We start from the raw sequence: 17,397 nt of genomic DNA, 5'->3' as shown, positions 1-17,397 counted from the left end.
GGCGCCGATAGGGTGATCACTTCAGTGAGCCATGCGCTTTCGACGGGCTCCCAGATCGAGCTTCTCGCTGCAAGGTATCCATCCGACACGACGGCGATGAACCTCAGCGGCAACGAGTTCAGCCAGACCATCCAGGGCAACGCCGGCGCGAACATCATCAATGGTGGCGGCGGTGCCGACATCTTGACCGGTAACGGAGGCAATGATGCCTTCGTGTTCAACAGCGCTCTTGGAGCCGGCAATATCGACAAGGTCACCGACTTCAATAGCTCCAGGACAAGATCCAGCTCGACGACGCCGTTTTTGCCGGGCTTAAGTTGGGCGGCCTTTCATCCGATGCTTTCTTTGCTGGCACGGCTGCGCATGACAGCTCCGACCATATAATCTACAACAGCTCAACCGGGGCGCTCTCTTTCGACAGCGACGGGATCGGTGGCGCAGCTCAAATACAGTTCGCCACTCTCTCTCCAGGTCTGTCGCTTACGGCAGGTTCGTTCCTTGTGATCTGAACGACCCGGAACGGCGGACCTTCAATTCGAGACGGTCCGCCGCTTTATCTTTGTTCAAGCACCGGATTTTTCCAAAGCGGGATGCCCATTTCTGGCTGATGCTCAACCTTCGTCACCCAGCGGGTTCGAGTTGTGTGCGTCAAGTTCAGCAAAATGGCGTGGTATTGCGGTGCCGTGGGCGTGGCCGCCGCGCAGCCCCCGTGTTTCGCGGAGCGGCGGACACATGACGGTGCTCAGGCGGCCAAGGCCCTCAGGCTCTCCAGCTGGGAACCAGCCCTACTCTCACCTTTTGGGAGGTTTCCTAAATTGATTTGATTTCGATCACGGAGATCTGCCGACCGATACCAGGTGACGAGCGCGCAGATGCCTACGAATTGTCCACAGCTAATTGGTTGGGCAGTGAAACTGTGGAGGGGCCCGGAGTCAGAGGTTAACGTCATTTTGAATTTCCGTACGAAAGTTGACGTCTAACGCATTAAAATCTATAAATGTATAGCCATTATAAAAATATCGAGGAACTTCAAAAACTACAGCGCCTTCAAAATAAAGTCGCAATTCTGGCATCATTCTGACATCAGAAGACAATAAGCATCTTGTCCTAAGTCGCTGCTGTCAAAATAAGTCACAATCCGTGCAGCATTCCTACAAACGGTCAATGATTCTATCGACGGGTGTCTGTATGTGATTTGCGCTAATATACGCCGTCTGTAGGTAGACGCCGGGCGCTATCGAAATCAGAAAAAGGAATATTGGATGGCAACTCTGCATTATACGTCGGGTGGATCCGCCACCGAAATCGCAACTGCCGGCTTCAATCTGGCTGACGTTCAGTACGCTTCGCAAGTCGACGCGTTGCCGGACGGCATGAAGGGTCTGGTGTACCTCAACGAGCACGAGGGCGTAACTTCATCCTTCATCGAGAAAATGACCCCCTTCCTCGGCAATCCGAATGTGTTCGGATTCTATCTGGTTGACGAGCCCGATCCCACGGGCAGGTGGGGCACCTATGCAACCGCCGAGAACCTGAAGGCGGAATCCGACTGGATCCATGAGCATTTTCCAGGCGCCAAGACCTTCGTCACCATGATGAATATGGGATCCCCTACCAATCCGGATTTTACCAACACCTACAATCCGGCCAACACGCATATCGACTATTTTGGAATAGACCCCTATCCGGTGCGCACGGGAACGGACACGGTCGACTACGACATGATCGACCGAGCCGTGGCTGCAGCGGTGAAGTCGGGCATCCCGATCAGCAACATCGTTCCGGTCTTCCAGGCCTTTGGCGGCGGCAATTGGGAGACTTCCGATGGCGGCAGACAGGTCATGCCCACCACCGAACAGATGCAAACCATGATGGATCATTGGGCCAAGCTGGTTCCGTCACCCGCCTTCGACTATACCTACAAGTGGGGAACGCAGAACGGCGATACCGCGCTTGAAAGCTCCTCGGAACTGCAAGCCGTTTTCCGGGAACACAACACCACTACCGCTGCGGCCTCAGACACCACCAGCAGCGACAACAGTGCTGCTGCGCCCGCGTCCGACGCCGCCACCAGCGATAGCAGCTCGACGGTGACTGCGCCTTCCCATGCCGCAACCGGCGATAGCAGCTCGACTGCGACCGCGCCTTCCCATGCCGCCACCGGCGATAGCACCAGCGATGGCAGCTCGACCGCGACGGCGCCTTCGCACCTCATCGCAAGCGATGGCAGTTCGACTGCGACCGCCGCCGGCGCCACCACGAGCGATGGCAGCTCGACTGCGACCGCCCCTTCCACCGGCGATAGCACCAGCGATGGCAGCTCGACCGCGACGGCGCCTTCGCACCCCATCGCAAGCGATGGCAGTTCGACTGTGACCGCCGCTTCCCCCTCCGACCGCGGCGGTTTTCACGCTCTGACCGATCTGTTCGGCAGCAACGACACCAGCCATGATACTGCCGGCGACAAGGGAGGCAGCAGCGTTGACCGGGTGCTGGCCGCGTTGAGCCCCGCGCTTTCGTCCGGCTCGGAGCTTGCCGCGACCAGCAGCCCATCCGAGAAAACGGCAACCAGCCTGACCGGCCACGGGTTCGCCCAACTGCTCCAGGGCAACGAAAATGCCGGCGCCGGTGTCCACAAGAGCGCCGTCGCCGACCTGACATCCGGTCACGGCAACGATGCCTTCGACTTCAGCAAGCTTCAGGACAAAGTCCAGCTCGACCACTCCGCGCTTGCCGACCTCAAGTCGGGAGGGCTTTCATTGCATACGTCCCCTACTGTTACGGCCACAGATGACGGTTCCCACCACATCATCTTTGACAGCTCAACCGGGTCGCTCTCTCTCGACAGCGACGCGGTCGGCGGCGCAGCTCAAGCGCAGCTCGCTACCCATCTCCCGTTGCAGCATCACTCCTTGATCTGAAACCGGAGCGGCGGACCTTCAACTCGAGCGTGTCCGCCGCTCCGTCCGTGTTCAATTGCGCCACGGAAGCTTGACTGAGAAAAATGCGATATCGGCAGACAGCAGAGGGATCGAAGTTGGTCGCATTATCGCCAATGCGAATTCCGGATTCACCACACCCTACGAAGTCTCGGCAATTTTCAGCACTGTGTCGATCTCGGCCATCACCGTTGCCGGCAGCGGCCCTTTCTCCAGCGCACCGAGATTGTCCTCGACCTGCTCGGGCCGCGTGAAGCCGGGAACCGGCAGGGCGATTGCCGACTTGGCGAGTATCCAGCCGAGCGCGCCTTGCGCAAGCGTGCGTCCGCCCGAGGTGAGCAGGTCGCGGATTGCCGAGAGCCTTGACAGATAGTCCGGGTTGGCGGCGCCATCCCTGAAAAACACCATCCATTCGGCATTCCCGCCGCGCACATCGTTGGTGGGCAGCCGCATGGCCGGCGTGTATTTGCCGGTGAGCAGCCCCATTGCCAGCGGCAGCCGGCTGAACGAGACGAGGTTCTCGCGCGCCGCAACGGCCATCAGCTCGTTCGCCGGGGTAAACACATTGAAGTCGTTCTCTACGGCGACGAACCCCTCGCGCGGCGCGTAGACGGCAAGCCGTTCGCGGTGATCGGTGCTCCAGCCGAAGCCGCCGATCTTGCCCTCCTGGCGCAACAGGCCGAGCGTATCGAACACCTCGCCGGCGCGCTCGATCGGATACTCGTTGATATGTAGCAGCACGACGTCGATACAATCCCGCTGCAGGCGCTGCCGCGAATTGTCGATCGATGTCCGGATTGCCGCGGCAGAGGCATCCTCGGGTGCGATCTTGCGCGTTTCGGGATCGCCGAAATAACCGACCTTGGTGACGATGACGGCTTCGTCCTTACCCCTCAACGCCCGCCCGAGGATCAGTTCGGCATTGCCGGCGCCATAGGCGGCAGCCGTGTCGAACACCCGCGCGCCGATCTCATAAGCCATCGCCAGCGCGGCTTGCGACCTGATATCGTCGACCTCGCCATAGGTCGACCTCGCCATAGATTGTCGCCGTCTCACGCCAACGCGCGGGGCCACCCGCCGCCCAGGTGCCGATTCCGATGCGCGGTACCGAGCGGCCATCCCAAAGCATCATCATCTGCATGCCCGGCTCCTCAACGACGCAAGCTGGCGTGGCGGGCACGCTCGCGGATCTCTTCGCGAGAAATGCCGGCATCCGCCAGTGTGCTGTCCCGGGCCTGCCTCAAACTCGCAAGCGTCTGGCGATAGGCAATCCAGCGGGCGAAACGGTATCGAAGTTCATCCAACATGATCGTCTCCTTTGGTACGCAGAATGCCTGCGCGCCTGGGTTGGTCGGAAGCGCAAAACCTCTGCGCCAATCGCATGCGCGATCGAAAGGGTTCAGTTCGCTTCTTGGCCAGCCGAGGCGCTTGTCCCTGTCCCGCCAGGCAGGATTGTCCAACGCCTCCAATGCCTGCATACTTGCGCACGATGCCCGCTTTGCGCTACAGCCACGGTCGCAAGGAGTTTTTCATTTCTGCAAAATGGATATCGGCTGGGACGATCTGAGGTTGTTTCTCGACGTTGCGCGGCTGGGTGGCTTGAGCGCAGCGACGGGAACCACGCGCCTCAGCGCAGCCACCCTTGGACGACGCGTCACCGCGCTCGAAAAGCAGATCGGCGAACCTCTATTCGTGCGCCAGCAGACCGGCTACCGGCTGACCCCGGTCGGCGAGGAACTGCTGCGGCGCGCCGAAGACGTCGAGGCGGCAATGCAGTCGCTGACCCGCTGGCGCGAGGGAAACCTGCCCGACCGCATTGTCCGCGTCTCGGCCGGGCCATGGACCTCGGCCTTCGTTTCCGCCCATATCGGCGATATCTGGACGGTCGATGACGGCATAAGGGTAGAGCTTGTCACCACCACCGACCGGGTCGACATCGGCCGCCGTGCCGCCGACATCGGCATCCGCAGCGAGCGCCCGACCGAGCAGTGGCTGGCCGGCCGTCAGAGCGGCAAGGTCGCCCACGCCATTTATTCCGGACGTCACCTGATCAACGGCACCGCCGCCGGATTGTTCGTCGGCGTCACCGGTGAAGGCGCAAACATTGCCTCGGCGCGCTGGCTGCAAGCCCATCACGGCGACCGCATCGCCGTACGCGGCAACAACACCCATTCGGTGCGCGAACTGGTGGCCGCCGGCGCCGGCCTTTCGGTCTTTCCGTGCTTCGTCGGTGACGGCGATCCGCGGCTGGTTCGCGTTGCTCAGCCTATCCCCGAACTTGAAACCGACCAATGGATCGTCACCCATCACGAGGAACGTCACTCTCCGCCGGTACGGAAAGTCGCCGACCGGATCGCCGCCTTGATGCGGGCGCACCAGCCACTGTTTCGCGGCGAGACGCCGATCCGGTAAGCCTCAGGCAGATCGGCCGCCAGTGGATCAAGAATCAGATATTTTGGTGGGCCGGACGATGGTACCGCCGCCGTTGAGGACGCCGGAGTGCGGGGCGCTGCTCGTCGAGATCCTTGCCTTGGGCGAAGAGAGCGGTATAAACCGACCAGCACGGGGCCGCCTATCCGGTCACTCGTCCTCCTGCCGGCTCATAGCCGTATGCTTCGCCCTTACGCACCACGCGACCGATGCCCGGCCAGCCAAGGTGCGCGCCGGCGATCCACGTCCCCGCCTCGGCCGCGTCACTGAAAACCTTTAGGCGGGTTGCGCGCGCGGTCAGCTGATCGTCGTCATAGCCCCAACTGAACGCGGGATTGCCGAACTGCAAGGCCGGCACATGAACGATGTCCCCGAAGAATAGGAAACGGTCCTCGTCCGTGTCGAACGTGTAGCCGGTATGACCGGCAGCATGACCGGGCAAGGCGACCGCCCTCAATCGCTCACCCACCTGGTCGCCATTCTGGACAGGCTTCAGCAGGGGCCGGAACTGCGCAAGGTGCGCGTAAGCGAAAAAGCTCTGCACAGCCGCTTCGGGAATTACGATCGCCTTCAAGTTTGGAAAGAGCACTCGGCCGTCGGGGGTCAAAAGTCCGTGCACATGATCCTGATGGGCGTGGGTGAGCGCCAAGACCGTGATCGAAGCCGGGTCGATCTTGGCTTCCGCCATGGCCTGCTCAAGACGCCCCACTGTCGGGGCCCAGCCCCCTCCTCCGCTGTCGATCAGAACGCCGTCAACGCCTGGACCTGCGAGGGCGAAGCAATTGACAGACAGGCGAAGCGCCCCTGCCAACGCAGCTTGCGGCACCGGATTATCCTGCGGGTCCCGCAGAAGGTCCGCCGGCATCTCGATGTAACCGTCCGAGAGCGACCAGACGCGCCACCTTCCCGACGTGCTGCCGAGCACGTTATTAGTTTGCGATGTCACGATCATATGGCCACCTGCCGCAAACGAAAATGGAGGATAGGTTCGATTGTCACTATTTGGCTCTCTGCATCCTCTGCGCAAAAACGTGGGGAAATCGATGAAGATCAATGCGGAAAGCACCCGATCTCGATAGGCCACGGATCGGAAGATGATCGTTGACGGATCTGCTAGCTTCGCGGCGATGCCAACTCTTATTGCATTCCCATGTAGATTCCTCCCTTCGTAAGCTCGTCAATCATCTGATTTATGCGCTTTCGGCGTGTTTCCGGGTGACGGGCGCGCTCGATCCAATGCAAGTAATCATTTGCGCTGATAGGGAGGCCGTTGCTCGAAAGCAGTTATCAGATTTGCGGCCTCGAGCTCTGCACGCAAACTGTCGGGCATCTTAGCCAACGGACGTTTCAGCAACTCACATCTCCGCCATTCGATGCTGGAATAGATCACAAGTCAGCCGTCGCGCCTGCGAGACCGCAGCCGGCCTGGCGACAGCCCTTTCAATCGGGTCACGACGCGATTCATATGGGCCTGGTGAGTGAAACCCGCGTGCTGAGCAATCTCGGCCAGCGGCAGATTGCTATTTTCCAAAAGCTCGACCGCGCGATCAACGCGGCGGCGTAAAATGAATTGATGTACCGGCAATTGCGTCGCCTCGCGAAAGGCGGCGGTGAAGGCGCGTCGTGGTATTCCCGCGATTCCGGCAAGATGGTCGATCGACACCCCCTTTTCCAGATCGCCGTCAATCGCAGCGAGGACCCGGTCGAACCGCTGCGAGGTTAGGACCGGAGACTTCTGCTGCCGCTGGCGTGCATGCCCGAGACGGAGCAGGTTCGCGAAAACCAGGCCCAGCGTCCATTCGCGGACGATCGGGTTAACTGGCGGGTCGCCTTCGAGGCGTCGGCACAACTCGGCCACCAGCGAATCGCGTATCGGTCGATCGGTCAGGATTACCAGGTCCTCGGGGGTCCCGCCTGCGGATACCAGGAGCCTTGACGCCAGCGCGGAGTCAACGGTGATCATCGTCAGCTCTCGCGGCTCCTCGATCTTGAACCGCGTGGCACGCTCGGGAAGACTGAGCAGCAGGTCGCCGGGGCGGGTGAAGACGCGCCGCAGCCCGCGGCCAAGATCGATCTCTGCATAGGATGAACCGCTGCGAACCACACGCAGCTGAACGACTCCGGCCGGCGCATGGCGATAGTCGCCGGCAGGAAAGAACAACCTCTTTGCACTTGCCGCGGTCACCATCGTTGTACCGGGCGTCCGGACGCAAGTTCCTCCGGGACTTCGATGATCGATCGCCGCATCCTCGATCCTTGATGCCTACACTTTTGCCCGTTTGACTGGTCCACCAGGCGCATCATTTGCCAGGGCAGTCAGTTCACCAATCCGGGGCACAAAGATGTTGTGCAGTGTCTGGGTCATAATGGTCATTTCACGCTGAATTTGCAGTTCCTGTGCGGCGGGAAACAATGTGTCCTGCAAGAAGAGCTCCAGGCCTGCCTTGTCGTCCCATATCTCGATGATGCGATAACCATCGTCGGTGGCATGCGCGATGTGCTGATAGATGCCGCCAGCGGGCCGTTTCTCCACGCCGATCCGATCGAGGATGCGGCTATAATCTTCGGCCGTCAGGCCGGCAATATCAAGTGTCGTCACTACGGCCATGGTTCATCCTCGCTGCTGATAGTGGTTGTTTGAAGTGGAGTTCTTGGACGGGCTCCGGATCCTATTGGGCCGATGTCGTTTGGCATCGCCGTCCTGACGGCGAGTTTGACTCCCGAACTTCACCGACAGGAGCGGCCTTGGTCCTCAGCCACCGAGCGCCTCGATGACAAGACGGGCGGTCGCCGCTCCGGAGAAGTTCTGCTGGCCGGTGATCAAATTGCCGTCGCGCACGGCAAAATCGCGCCACAGCCCGGCCTGAATATAGTTCGCGCCGAGCGCACGCATCTCATCCTCGATCCGCCATGGCATCAGATGCGTACCGTGCGGCAGCGCGCCCATCTCCCAGACGGCATTGTCGGCGAAGTCCTCCTCGACATTGGCGAACCCCGTAACAGTGCGCCCTTTGGCCAGCAGCTCGCCGGTTGAGAGGCGCGCGTAACGCAGCAGCGCGACGCCATGACACAAGGCAGCCGCGACCTTGCCGGCCGCGAAAAAGGCGACGAACAGCCGCTGCAACTCAGTCGCACCTTGGAAGGTGAACATCGGCGCTTGGCCGCCAGCGACGACGATCGCGTCGAACGCGTCGACCGACAGCTCTGCGATGGGCCGGGTCGTCTCCACCAGCACCGCCAGTTTCGGCGTCGACAGGAAACCGAGCGAGATCAGATCCGTATCCGAATAGCCGGACGGATCGCGCGGGTCGCTCAATGCATCCGCCTCGCATTTGTTGCCCTCAGGCGAGAAGATCGCGACTTCGTATCCGCGCTCGGTGAAGACGAGCCAGGGATGGGTCAACTCGCTCCACCAAAACCCGACCGGCCAGCCGGTGGTGATCGACACAGCCGGGTTGGAAAGGACCATCGCGATGCGTTTGGGATGCCGCGGGTCGAGTGGGTTGGAATCGCGCACGCTCATCGCGCCATCTCGACTGGTTCGCCAAGATTCGCCCAAATCGTCTTGTATTGGGTGTAGCTTTCCCACGCCTCGCGGCCCTGCTCGCGGCCATAGCCGCTCATCTTGAAACCTCCGAACGGCGCATTAGGATGGTACTTGTGCCAGCAGTTCAGCCAGACCGTGCCTGCCTTGATCCGGTCGGCGAGCCGCAAGGCGCGGCCGAGATCGCTGGTCTGGATGCCCGAGGCGAGCCCGTAGCTCGTATCGTTGGCGATCCGGATCGCGTCCTCCTCGCTGTCGAATGGAATCACCGGCAGGACAGGACCGAAAATCTCTTCGCGCGATATCCTTAGGTCGTTGGTCGCATCGGCGAAGATGGTCGGCTCGATGAAGAGGCCCTTGCCGTTGACCTGGCGGGTGCCGCCGCCCGCGGCCAGTCGCGCGGTGCGCTTGCCCTCTTCGACATAGCTCAAGACCTTGTCATACTCGCCCCGCGATGCGATCGGCCCGATCATCGTCGCAGGGTCCAGCGGATCGCCGAGTGTCGCCGACTTCGCCATGGCGCTCAGCTTCTCGACGGCCTCGTCATAGCAGGCGCGTTCAACCAGCAGGCGCGATCCGGCGACGCAGACTTCGCCCTTGTTCCAGAAGATGCCCCAGAAGGCTGCCTGTATCGCGACATCGATATCGGCATCGGCGAAAACGATATTGGGACTCTTGCCGCCGAGCTCCATGGTCAGGTGTTTCATCGTCCCGGCACCGTTGCGCATGATGCCCTGGCCGACGGTGGTCGACCCGGTAAAGGCGATCTTGCCGACGCGGGCATCGTTGACCAGCGCGTCGCCGATGGTGCCGCCCGGGCCGGTGACGAGATTGTAAACGCCTGGCGGCACTCCCGCGTCGAGGATCACTTGCGCCAAGGCGAGGGCCGTCAGGGGCGTGTCGGTCGCAGGCTTGTGAACGACCGTGTTACCCGCCGCGAGTGCCGGCGCGATTTTCGAACAGGACAGCGCGAGGGGAAAATTGAACGGGGTGATCGCAGCGACCACGCCGAGCGGCTCGCGCCGCGTCAGGATCCTGATATTTGGATCGTAGCTGGTACGACAGGCGCCGTCCATCGCGCTCATGGCGAGCCCGCCATGAAAGCGGAACAGTCCTGAGCAGTGCGGCATGATGATATCGCGGAAATCGCGATAGGGCATACCCATATCCATCGCCTCGCGCACCGCGAAATCCTCGGCCCGCTCGTCCATTAGATCGGCGATGCGAAACAGGATCTTGGCGCGCTCCTCATGATGCATCCGCGCCCAGGGTCCTTGCTCGAAAGCCCGCTGCGCGGCCGCGACGGCGTCGCTCGTGTCGGTGACGTCCGCCTTCGCAATATCGGTGATCGCCGCCTCCGTGGTCGGATCAAAAGTCGTCGAAGTCTCGCCGCTGACGGCATCGCGCCATTGGCCATCGATCAGCAGACGTCCTACTGGAATCGCCTTGCGCCGCGCGGGTAGATAATCAGTCATGAACCGGTTCCGTCCTGTCGAATGAGATTGAAGGAAATTGTCGGCCCCATCCCGCGCCGATAGGCGAGCTGGACCAATAGCAGCATCATCGGCTCGATCAGGCGCGAGGCCGTGAGATCGCCGACATCGACCGGCATTGTCGGCAGATCGGCGAGAAGCCGGCAAACCGCCGCCTTGGCATCTGCATCATTGCCGGCGACATAGCTCGTCACCGGATCGCCGTTGGGACGCGGATCATCCCTGTCAAGCAATTCGGCAAAGGTCGGAATGCACTTGACGACAAGGGCGCCCCGCGCGCGCCTCTGAACCTCCTCGCCTACAGACGTAGTAGTGCCTAGCAGCATCGTGGAAAGGTCAGGCGCGACTGCATTGGTATTGTCCCAGACGATCTTGCCCGACAAATCGCCAAGCGCGTCCATCGCCAGCTCGAGAGCCGGCCATGGCGTCGCCAGGGCAATTACGTCGGCCCATCTCGCTACTTCGTCAGGAGCACCGAAGCCAACACGGAGGGTTGCCGCGATTGCGCGCAACTTGCCTTCGTCACGACTGAAGCTGAGGCGAATTTCGTGCCCGGCGAGGCCAAGACATTTCGCCAAGGCCTTCCCGAGCGAGCCTGGTCCGATGATCGCAACTTTCACAACTGCCTCCCGACACGCGATCGGGCTTGCCTAGCATCATTGCAGTCGCGCTTATTTCACGAATTGCCCTTGCACGATCGGGCGCACTCGTCACATGGCTCGGCGCCAATTGGCATCCGGATCCGCCGCGCGCTCGCGCCCTTCCCGAACGTGTCCCTATTGGGCATGTATGTGTGGGCGACCATAGAGCAGGGTGCGATCAGCGGAGGTCCCCAGGGCACAAGCCTGTTCATATTGGTTGACGCTAGATTTTCCTTGCCTAATCCGTCGGCGTTGCGATGACTTTTGTGGCATCAGCATAACGCGATTGCCTGCAAATCCGGGGAAAGGCCGCCTCAGGACGGCTTTCCGGACTGGCACGCCCCTTGCTTCGTTATTCACGTGCAGAGCGTCTAGGGTTCCGGCCGTGTCGATCACGGTGCTGGTCCAAGAGACGCGACCGCTTGAGATGCATTGAGGCATCTGGCGGAACACGGCGGGCCAAAATCCCGGGAGAACCCTGCACGGGTTTGCTGGCGCGAACCTCTCCCGGATGCGCGCTCCGTGAACCCCCCAACAGACGTTCGGACGCAATCCGGATCGCAAACAGGGGTATGTAATGCTTCGCAAACTGGCCACAATCATCCTAGCCGCATCACTCAGCCTCCCCTTCATCTCAGCCGCGCAAGCGGCGCCCAAGAAAGACTTCAAGATTTGCTGGTCGATCTATGTCGGCTGGATGCCGTGGGGCTATCTTTCCGACAGCGGCATCATGAAGAAGTGGGCCGACAAATACGGCATCAATGTCGAGATCACCCGCATCAACGACTATGTCGAGAGCATCAACCAGTACACGGCCGGCGGCTTTGACGGCTGTTCGATGACCAACATGGATGCGCTTTCGATCCCGGCCGGCGGCGGTGTCGAAACGACGGCCTTGATCGTCGGCGATTTCTCCAACGGCAACGACGCGGTCATCCTCAAGAACAAGACCGCACTCAAGGATATTGCCGGCCAGAAGGTCAATCTCGTCGAGCTTTCCGTCTCACATTACCTACTTGCGCGCGCGCTAGAGACGGTGGGGTTGGCCGAAAAGGACATTACGGTGGTGAACACCTCCGATGCCGACATGGTCGCTGCCTACGGTACCAGCGACGTCACCTCCGTCGTCACCTGGAATCCGCTGGTCTCGGAAATCGCTGCCATGCCGGGCGCCCACAAGGTATTTGATTCGACTGAGATCCCCGGCGAGATCATCGACATGATGGTCGTCAACACCGCGACGCTGAAGGACAATCCGGCCTTGGGCAAGGCGCTTGTCGGTGCATGGTATGAAGCCATGGCGCTGATGACGTCGGGCACGCCCGAAGGCAAGGCGGCCAAGGAAGAGATGGCCAAGGCGTCGGGGACGGATCTTGCCGGTTTCGACGCTCAGCTTGCATCAACGGCGATGTTCTTCGAGCCGGCCAAGGCGGTCGCATTCACCAACGGCGCCGAACTGCCGAAGACCATGGATCTGGTGCGCAACTTCCTGTTCAGCCACGGCATTCTTGGTACCAACGCGCCGAGCGTCGACGTGATCGGCATGAGCTTCCCCGACGGCTCGACGCTGGGCGACGTCAACAACGTCAAGCTGCGCTTCGATCCGGCCTTTATGGCAGAGGCAGCGGGCGGAACGCTCTGACGCGGGAGCGCGACATGCTAGCCAGAGGAACCGGCATCATGCAGGCCGCAGCAGGCCCCGAAGTCGCGCGCCTGCAACTTAGCAGGCCGAAAGCGCGGCTTCGCCTCATCAACGCGACGGTCTCGCGCGGCGGAGCGCTGCTGCTTGGGACGCTGCCGTTTGCCGCCGTGGCGATTGCCTATCTCTTCGCTTCGGCGCAAAGGCTGGCGGTCAATCCCAGCGACAAGCTGCTGCCCTCCCCTGCACAGATGTGGTCGGCCTTTTCAGACCTGGCGACAGTGCCGGACAAGCGCTCCGGCGACCTGATCCTGTGGGCCGACACCTATGCCAGCCTGATCAGGCTGTTCGCCGGCGTCGGCATGGCCACGCTGGTGGCGCTCAGCCTCGGCGTCGCCATAGGTTTCATCCCGCGCGTCAGGGCCTTTCTGCTGCCCTTGGTCACAGTTGTCTGCGTCATCCCGCCACTGGCGCTGCTGCCGATCCTGTTCATTGCGCTCGGCCTCGGCGAAACGGCCAAGATCACCTTGATCGCTCTCGGCGTCGCACCGGTCATGGTGCGCGATATCGCCAACCGGGTGATGGAATTGCCGCCGGAGCTCGTCGCCAAGGCACAGACGCTCGGCGGCAACAGCTGGACCATGGTGCTCAGGCTGGTGCTGCCACAGGTCATGCCGCGCCTCATCACTTGCGTACGGCTGGCGCTTGGGCCGGCCTGGCTGTTCCTGATCGCGGCAGAAGCCATCGCCTCCACCGAGGGGCTCGGCTACCGCATCTTCCTCGTTCGTCGCTACCTATCGATGGACGTCATCCTGCCTTACGTCGCCTGGATCACGCTGCTTGCGGTAATGACCGACTGGCTGCTCGTGCGGCTCTCTCACATTATCTCGCCTTGGGCGCATCCGGTGCGGACCAGATGAGCCGGATCCTCGTCCATAGGCTGGAGAAGAGCTACGGCGACGCCCGCGTGCTGGAACGGGTCAACGTCTCCGCCGAAGCGGGTGAATTCCTGTCGCTGGTTGGCGCCAGCGGTTGTGGAAAATCGACGTTCCTGCGCATCCTGCTTGGCCAGGAACAGCAAAGTGGCGGCGTGGTCGTCGTCGGCGACCAGCCGATCGTGCCGGAGCCGACGCCGCAGCGCGGCATCGTCTTCCAGCGCTATTCCGTGTTTCCGCATCTGACCGCGTTGCAGAACTTGCTGCTGGTCGAGGACTTCCGTTCGGGCGGACCGTTCGGCCGCGTCTTCGGCGCCAGGCGCACAAGCGCCAGGCAAGAAGCCGAAACCATGCTGGAACGGGTCGGGCTTGGCCATGCGCGCGACCTCTATCCGGCCATGCTTTCTGGCGGCATGCAGCAGCGGCTGGCGATCGCGCAGACCTTGCTCGGCCGGCCGCAGATCCTGCTTCTCGACGAGCCGTTCGGCGCACTCGATCCCGGTATTCGCATCGAGATGCATGAGCTGCTCACCGAGCTCTGGACCGAGCACGGCATGACCGTGGTCATGGTCACCCACGATATCGGCGAGGCATTCAAGCTCGGCACCCGCGTGCTGGTCTTCGACAAGGTGCGCCACGACCCCCAGTTCCCGTCCGCCTATGGCGCGACGATCACCTACGATCTGAAGCTCGACCGCAAGCACCGGGCTTCCGCACGAGACGTGGCCGAAGTGGCCGCGATGGTCGGGACGACCCGACTGGATAGCGCAATCGCGACGACGGCGTCGTGAAGGAGGTTTCATGCACAGAGATAGTCCAGAACGCCGGCATCGTCGCGCCGGGCTCACCGACCACCAGCCACGCCAACGCTTCCACCATCCGAACTTCGAGATCCGCGACATGCAGGGCTGGAAGTCTATCGAGGCGGAAGGAAAGCTGCCCGAGGACGGCTGGCGCAAGGAACAGAAATGGGCACTCGACATGGGCCTGCCCGGATCGGATTCGATCATCGACAAGTCGATCCCGACATTCGCGCGAGGCGAGTTGCCGCACTTCGCCGGCATCAACACCTTCCTCAAGGCGCCCTATGTCGAGAACGTCCGCGATGTCGGCAGATATGACGCTGCCGTCATGGGCATTCCTTTCGACAGCGGCACCACTTACCGGCCCGGAACCCGCTTCGGGCCGCAAGGCATGCGCCGCATCTCGGCGCTTTACACGCCTTACAATTACGAGCTCGGTGTCGACCTGCGCGAGCAGATGACGCTTTGCGACGCCGGCGACGTCTTCACCATCCCCGCCAATCTCGAAAAGAGCTTCGACCAGATCACCAAGGGCGTCAGCCATGTCGCCTCGTCCGGCGCGCTGCCGATCATGCTCGGCGGCGACCATTCGATCGGGTTTCCGTGCGTGCGCGGCATCGCCGACGTGACCTCCAAGCGAATCGGCATTATCCATTTCGACCGCCACATCGACATCCAGGAAAAGGATCTCGACGAACGTATGCACACGACGCCCTGGTATTGGGCGACCAACCTGCCGAACGTCTCGGCCACCAATCTGGTGCAGCTCGGTATCGGCGGCTGGCAGGTGCCCCGCTACGGCGTGGCCGAGGCGAGAAAGCGCGGAACCAACGTGCTGACGATCTCCGATATCGAACAGATGGGGCTGGAGAAGGCGGCCGAGATCGCGCTCGAGATCGCATGGAAGGACACCGACGCCGTATACATCTCCTTCGATGTCGACAGCATCGATTGCGGTTTCGTGCCGGGTACGGGCTGGCCGGAGCCCGGTGGCTTCCTGCCGCGCGAGGCACTGAAGCTGCTCGGGCTAGTGTCGGCGCCCGGCATCTGCGGACTGGAAGTGGTCGAGGTGTCGCCGCCCTACGACACGTCAGACATCACGGCGCTGTTTGGCGTGCGGGTTGTCGTCGAGGCGCTCGGCTCGATGGTCGCGCACGGCAATCTCGGCAAACACAAATCCATCATCGACAAGCCGACGAGCTTTTGACCATGCACGATGATCATCACCACCACAGCCATGATCATGGCGACGGCCACCATCACGGGCCGAACGGTCATCATCACCATCCCCACCCCGTCGGCCACAACGGGCCGGCCGGCAAGCCGTTGCAATGGCAGACACCGCATCTACCGCACGACCATGCGCCCGAACCCGCCGACGCGCGGGCGACCGATCTCGATCTCGTCGAGATCGCGTTTCTCGAAGGGTTTTCGCGGGCGCCCGACCCATCCAGTTTCCTGCGCCTCGCCGGGATTCCGTTCGTCGGCGAGACCGCCGACGGCGTGCGGCTGCATCTTCTGCGCGTCGAGACGCAGGACATGGTCGATGTCGGCGCCGTCATGCCGCTGATTGGCGGCGCCGGCGTCACCTATCACCCGCTGCCCGCGAAACTGACGTCGCGCCGGCGCCGCCTGGCCTTCGTCTACCATAACGGCAAGGCACAAACGCCCCTTGACTTCGGCGAGGCCCGACTTCTGGCCGACAGGTCCGGCGCCGCACAATTCACCATGCCAGGGGCCGGACAATGAGCACCGGCCTTGAACCGATCGCACCCCTATCAAACAGGTCCAGAACCATGAACAGAACGCTTTCATTCTTCGGTAGACTCGCCCTGGCAGCCGCCACAACCCTCATCCCCTCATTGGCCTTCGCCCATAGCGGCGGTTTTCATGCCCACGGGTTTGTAGACGGCATTCAGCACCCGCTGACCGGTATGGACCACCTGCTTGCCATGATGGCTGTAGGCATCATTGCCGCTCGCGCCGGCGGCAAGGGGATCATCATCGTGCCGTCGTGCTTTGTCTCGGCGATGCTCGCTGGCGCCCTGCTCGGTATCGCCGGCATCGGCCTGCCCTCACTGGAAACCGGCATAACGCTATCGCTGGTGGTCTTCGGCGCCATGATGGCGCTTGCCAAGCCGCTTCCGCTCGCTGTGGCCGCCTCGCTGACTGCTCTCTTCGCCCTCTTCCACGGCAATGCCCATGGCCTCGAAATTCCCGAGACGGCCAGCGGCATCGCTTATGCGGTCGGCTTCGTGGTCGCTACTTCGGCTCTTCACGCGACCGGCGCGTTAGCCGCCCTAACACTTCGGCGCTGGCCGCGAGCCATCCGCACGGCAGGGGTCGGCACGTCGTTGGTCGGCGTGGCGCTGGCGGCACAGATCATCTGAACCGCAGCCCATTCATCTGCGATGAACAGGAGGCGAAGGCGTGATCAACCGGCTAACCGTTGGGCAGCGCATCCGAAACGTGCTGTACCAGATCCTGAAGACCCGGTCTGAGCGACTCTGATCTCATCCGGAGATTGAGGCTAGCAGCTTGCCGTACGCCGCGCGCGCGTACGGAGCCGTCCGCCGTGGGTTGCGATTAACTTCCTAGCTGCAGCCGGACGGTCTTGCCTGACGTAGCCGGCCTGTTCCCAGCTACGCCAAATGATCGCCGTCGTGAACTCCGCGCCGGCGAGCGTGACTTGGTCGTCACCGCTGCTGGCGGCCTCCCGGGCGAGGTCATGAAGAACTGGCGTGTCAAAGCGCCGAACACATTCGATCGCGAATTCGGCTTCTCACGCATGGGCTACGAGATCGCCTGGGGTGCGGCGATGGCCGATGTAGCATCCAGACAGTAATTCGAGGTCGATTGCGTAGGGGACTATGCGCGGCTTTCTATTCCGAACACCGTGCCGGCGTCGTTCAAGCACTTGATAAACGATCCTGACACTCCACCGGCGGTTGGCAACACATCTGCGGCCTCCAG

Annotated in this window: 18 protein-coding genes, 1 pseudogene and 1 riboswitch; of the genes and pseudogenes, 10 read left to right on the top strand and 9 right to left on the bottom strand. The window is 61.9% G+C overall.

Features of this window, described 5'->3' with window-relative positions; all coding sequences use genetic code 11:
- Positions 1-384: pseudogene (locus NKI72_RS20015) on the top strand (hypothetical protein); the annotation flags it as partial.
- A gap of 989 nt (positions 385-1,373) precedes the next feature.
- On the top strand, positions 1,374-2,921 hold the full coding sequence (locus NKI72_RS20010; protein WP_352850604.1) for a calcium-binding protein: 1,548 nt from the start codon (positions 1,374-1,376) through the stop codon (positions 2,919-2,921).
- A gap of 159 nt (positions 2,922-3,080) precedes the next feature.
- Here NKI72_RS20010 and NKI72_RS20005 read toward each other — a convergent pair whose 3' ends face one another.
- Both NKI72_RS20005 and NKI72_RS20000 read right to left on the bottom strand, forming a co-directional pair.
- The gene (locus NKI72_RS20005) at positions 3,081-3,977 is read right to left on the bottom strand and encodes an aldo/keto reductase (RefSeq protein WP_502908965.1); all 897 of its coding nucleotides are present in this window, start codon (positions 3,975-3,977) and stop codon (positions 3,081-3,083) included.
- A gap of 113 nt (positions 3,978-4,090) precedes the next feature.
- Positions 4,091-4,246 carry a YjiS-like domain-containing protein gene (locus NKI72_RS20000; RefSeq protein WP_156937304.1) on the bottom strand — a complete coding sequence of 52 codons (156 nt, stop codon included), beginning with the start codon at positions 4,244-4,246 and terminating at the stop codon, positions 4,091-4,093.
- Positions 4,247-4,481: 235 nt separating this feature from the next.
- Between NKI72_RS20000 and NKI72_RS19995 the strand changes: the two genes are divergently transcribed.
- Complete coding sequence (locus tag NKI72_RS19995) at positions 4,482-5,351, top strand: LysR family transcriptional regulator (RefSeq protein ID WP_352832680.1); 870 nt, start codon at positions 4,482-4,484, stop codon at positions 5,349-5,351.
- 160 nt (positions 5,352-5,511) lie between these two features.
- On the opposite strand, the gene NKI72_RS19990 is transcribed toward NKI72_RS19995, so the two are convergent.
- The 7 genes from NKI72_RS19990 to NKI72_RS19960 form a co-directional block, all read right to left on the bottom strand.
- Positions 5,512-6,321 carry an MBL fold metallo-hydrolase gene (locus NKI72_RS19990; RefSeq protein WP_352700318.1) on the bottom strand — a complete coding sequence of 270 codons (810 nt, stop codon included), beginning with the start codon at positions 6,319-6,321 and terminating at the stop codon, positions 5,512-5,514.
- 185 nt (positions 6,322-6,506) lie between these two features.
- On the bottom strand, positions 6,507-6,611 hold the full coding sequence (locus NKI72_RS19985) for a YdeI/OmpD-associated family protein (RefSeq protein WP_352832683.1): 105 nt from the start codon (positions 6,609-6,611) through the stop codon (positions 6,507-6,509).
- 151 nt (positions 6,612-6,762) lie between these two features.
- Positions 6,763-7,557, bottom strand: a complete 795-nt coding sequence (locus NKI72_RS19980) for a helix-turn-helix domain-containing protein (protein WP_352832685.1) — start codon at positions 7,555-7,557, stop codon at positions 6,763-6,765.
- A 75-nt stretch (positions 7,558-7,632) separates the two neighbouring features.
- Complete coding sequence (locus tag NKI72_RS19975) at positions 7,633-7,977, bottom strand: hypothetical protein (protein ID WP_352832687.1); 345 nt, start codon at positions 7,975-7,977, stop codon at positions 7,633-7,635.
- Positions 7,978-8,121: 144 nt separating this feature from the next.
- The gene (locus NKI72_RS19970) at positions 8,122-8,892 is read right to left on the bottom strand and encodes a type 1 glutamine amidotransferase domain-containing protein (RefSeq protein WP_352850602.1); all 771 of its coding nucleotides are present in this window, start codon (positions 8,890-8,892) and stop codon (positions 8,122-8,124) included.
- Positions 8,889-10,388, bottom strand: a complete 1,500-nt coding sequence (locus NKI72_RS19965; protein ID WP_352832691.1) for an aldehyde dehydrogenase family protein — start codon at positions 10,386-10,388, stop codon at positions 8,889-8,891. Before NKI72_RS19965 ends, NKI72_RS19970 begins: the two co-directional genes overlap by 4 nt.
- Complete coding sequence (locus tag NKI72_RS19960) at positions 10,385-11,026, bottom strand: NADPH-dependent F420 reductase (RefSeq protein WP_352832693.1); 642 nt, start codon at positions 11,024-11,026, stop codon at positions 10,385-10,387. The genes NKI72_RS19965 and NKI72_RS19960 overlap by 4 nt, the downstream gene beginning before the upstream one ends.
- Positions 11,027-11,407: 381 nt before the next feature.
- A riboswitch (guanidine-I (ykkC/yxkD leader) is annotated at positions 11,408-11,523 on the top strand.
- A 101-nt stretch (positions 11,524-11,624) separates the two neighbouring features.
- On the opposite strand from NKI72_RS19960, the gene NKI72_RS19955 reads away from it, so the two are divergent.
- From NKI72_RS19955 to NKI72_RS19925, 7 genes are all read left to right on the top strand, one after another.
- Positions 11,625-12,689, top strand: coding sequence for a putative urea ABC transporter substrate-binding protein (locus NKI72_RS19955; protein WP_352832696.1), 1,065 nt, complete (start codon positions 11,625-11,627; stop codon positions 12,687-12,689).
- A gap of 38 nt (positions 12,690-12,727) precedes the next feature.
- Complete coding sequence (locus tag NKI72_RS19950) at positions 12,728-13,606, top strand: ABC transporter permease (RefSeq protein WP_352832870.1); 879 nt, start codon at positions 12,728-12,730, stop codon at positions 13,604-13,606.
- Positions 13,603-14,412 carry an ATP-binding cassette domain-containing protein gene (locus tag NKI72_RS19945; RefSeq protein WP_352474463.1) on the top strand — a complete coding sequence of 270 codons (810 nt, stop codon included), beginning with the start codon at positions 13,603-13,605 and terminating at the stop codon, positions 14,410-14,412. The genes NKI72_RS19950 and NKI72_RS19945 overlap by 4 nt, the downstream gene beginning before the upstream one ends.
- A 10-nt stretch (positions 14,413-14,422) precedes the next feature.
- On the top strand, positions 14,423-15,631 hold the full coding sequence (locus tag NKI72_RS19940) for an agmatinase family protein (protein WP_352542649.1): 1,209 nt from the start codon (positions 14,423-14,425) through the stop codon (positions 15,629-15,631).
- A gap of 2 nt (positions 15,632-15,633) precedes the next feature.
- A complete protein-coding gene (locus NKI72_RS19935) occupies positions 15,634-16,173 on the top strand; it encodes a hypothetical protein (protein WP_352474461.1) in 540 nt (179 codons plus the stop codon).
- Positions 16,174-16,220: 47 nt separating this feature from the next.
- Positions 16,221-16,814, top strand: coding sequence for a HupE/UreJ family protein (locus NKI72_RS19930; protein WP_352685796.1), 594 nt, complete (start codon positions 16,221-16,223; stop codon positions 16,812-16,814).
- Positions 16,815-17,038: 224 nt separating this feature from the next.
- Positions 17,039-17,269, top strand: a complete 231-nt coding sequence (locus NKI72_RS19925) for a thiamine pyrophosphate-dependent enzyme (RefSeq protein ID WP_352474481.1) — start codon at positions 17,039-17,041, stop codon at positions 17,267-17,269.
- Positions 17,270-17,397: the final 128 nt, after the last annotated feature.

The organism is Mesorhizobium sp. M0437, from assembly GCF_040321335.1.
Lineage (GTDB): Bacteria > Pseudomonadota > Alphaproteobacteria > Rhizobiales > Rhizobiaceae > Mesorhizobium.
The sequence above is the reverse complement of the archived record's forward strand: the minus strand, read 5'-3'. Positions and strand labels throughout refer to the sequence as shown.

What these genes read in the sequence shown, in the direction of transcription:
- NKI72_RS20010 (WP_352850604.1), top strand. Translation starts at nt 1,374, where the DNA reads ATGAAGGGTCTGGTGTACCTCAACGAGCACGAGGGCGTAACTTCATCC.
- NKI72_RS20005 (WP_502908965.1), bottom strand. Translation starts at nt 3,977, where the DNA reads ATGGCGAGGTCGACCTATGGCGAGGTCGACGATATCAGGTCGCAAGCC.
- NKI72_RS20000 (WP_156937304.1), bottom strand. Translation starts at nt 4,246, where the DNA reads ATGTTGGATGAACTTCGATACCGTTTCGCCCGCTGGATTGCCTATCGC.
- NKI72_RS19995 (WP_352832680.1), top strand. Translation starts at nt 4,482, where the DNA reads ATGGATATCGGCTGGGACGATCTGAGGTTGTTTCTCGACGTTGCGCGG.
- NKI72_RS19990 (WP_352700318.1), bottom strand. Translation starts at nt 6,321, where the DNA reads ATGATCGTGACATCGCAAACTAATAACGTGCTCGGCAGCACGTCGGGA.
- NKI72_RS19980 (WP_352832685.1), bottom strand. Translation starts at nt 7,557, where the DNA reads ATGGTGACCGCGGCAAGTGCAAAGAGGTTGTTCTTTCCTGCCGGCGAC.
- NKI72_RS19975 (WP_352832687.1), bottom strand. Translation starts at nt 7,977, where the DNA reads ATGGCCGTAGTGACGACACTTGATATTGCCGGCCTGACGGCCGAAGAT.
- NKI72_RS19970 (WP_352850602.1), bottom strand. Translation starts at nt 8,892, where the DNA reads ATGAGCGTGCGCGATTCCAACCCACTCGACCCGCGGCATCCCAAACGC.
- NKI72_RS19965 (WP_352832691.1), bottom strand. Translation starts at nt 10,388, where the DNA reads ATGACTGATTATCTACCCGCGCGGCGCAAGGCGATTCCAGTAGGACGT.
- NKI72_RS19955 (WP_352832696.1), top strand. Translation starts at nt 11,625, where the DNA reads ATGCTTCGCAAACTGGCCACAATCATCCTAGCCGCATCACTCAGCCTC.
- NKI72_RS19950 (WP_352832870.1), top strand. Translation starts at nt 12,728, where the DNA reads ATGCAGGCCGCAGCAGGCCCCGAAGTCGCGCGCCTGCAACTTAGCAGG.
- NKI72_RS19945 (WP_352474463.1), top strand. Translation starts at nt 13,603, where the DNA reads ATGAGCCGGATCCTCGTCCATAGGCTGGAGAAGAGCTACGGCGACGCC.
- NKI72_RS19940 (WP_352542649.1), top strand. Translation starts at nt 14,423, where the DNA reads ATGCACAGAGATAGTCCAGAACGCCGGCATCGTCGCGCCGGGCTCACC.
- NKI72_RS19935 (WP_352474461.1), top strand. Translation starts at nt 15,634, where the DNA reads ATGCACGATGATCATCACCACCACAGCCATGATCATGGCGACGGCCAC.
- NKI72_RS19930 (WP_352685796.1), top strand. Translation starts at nt 16,221, where the DNA reads ATGAACAGAACGCTTTCATTCTTCGGTAGACTCGCCCTGGCAGCCGCC.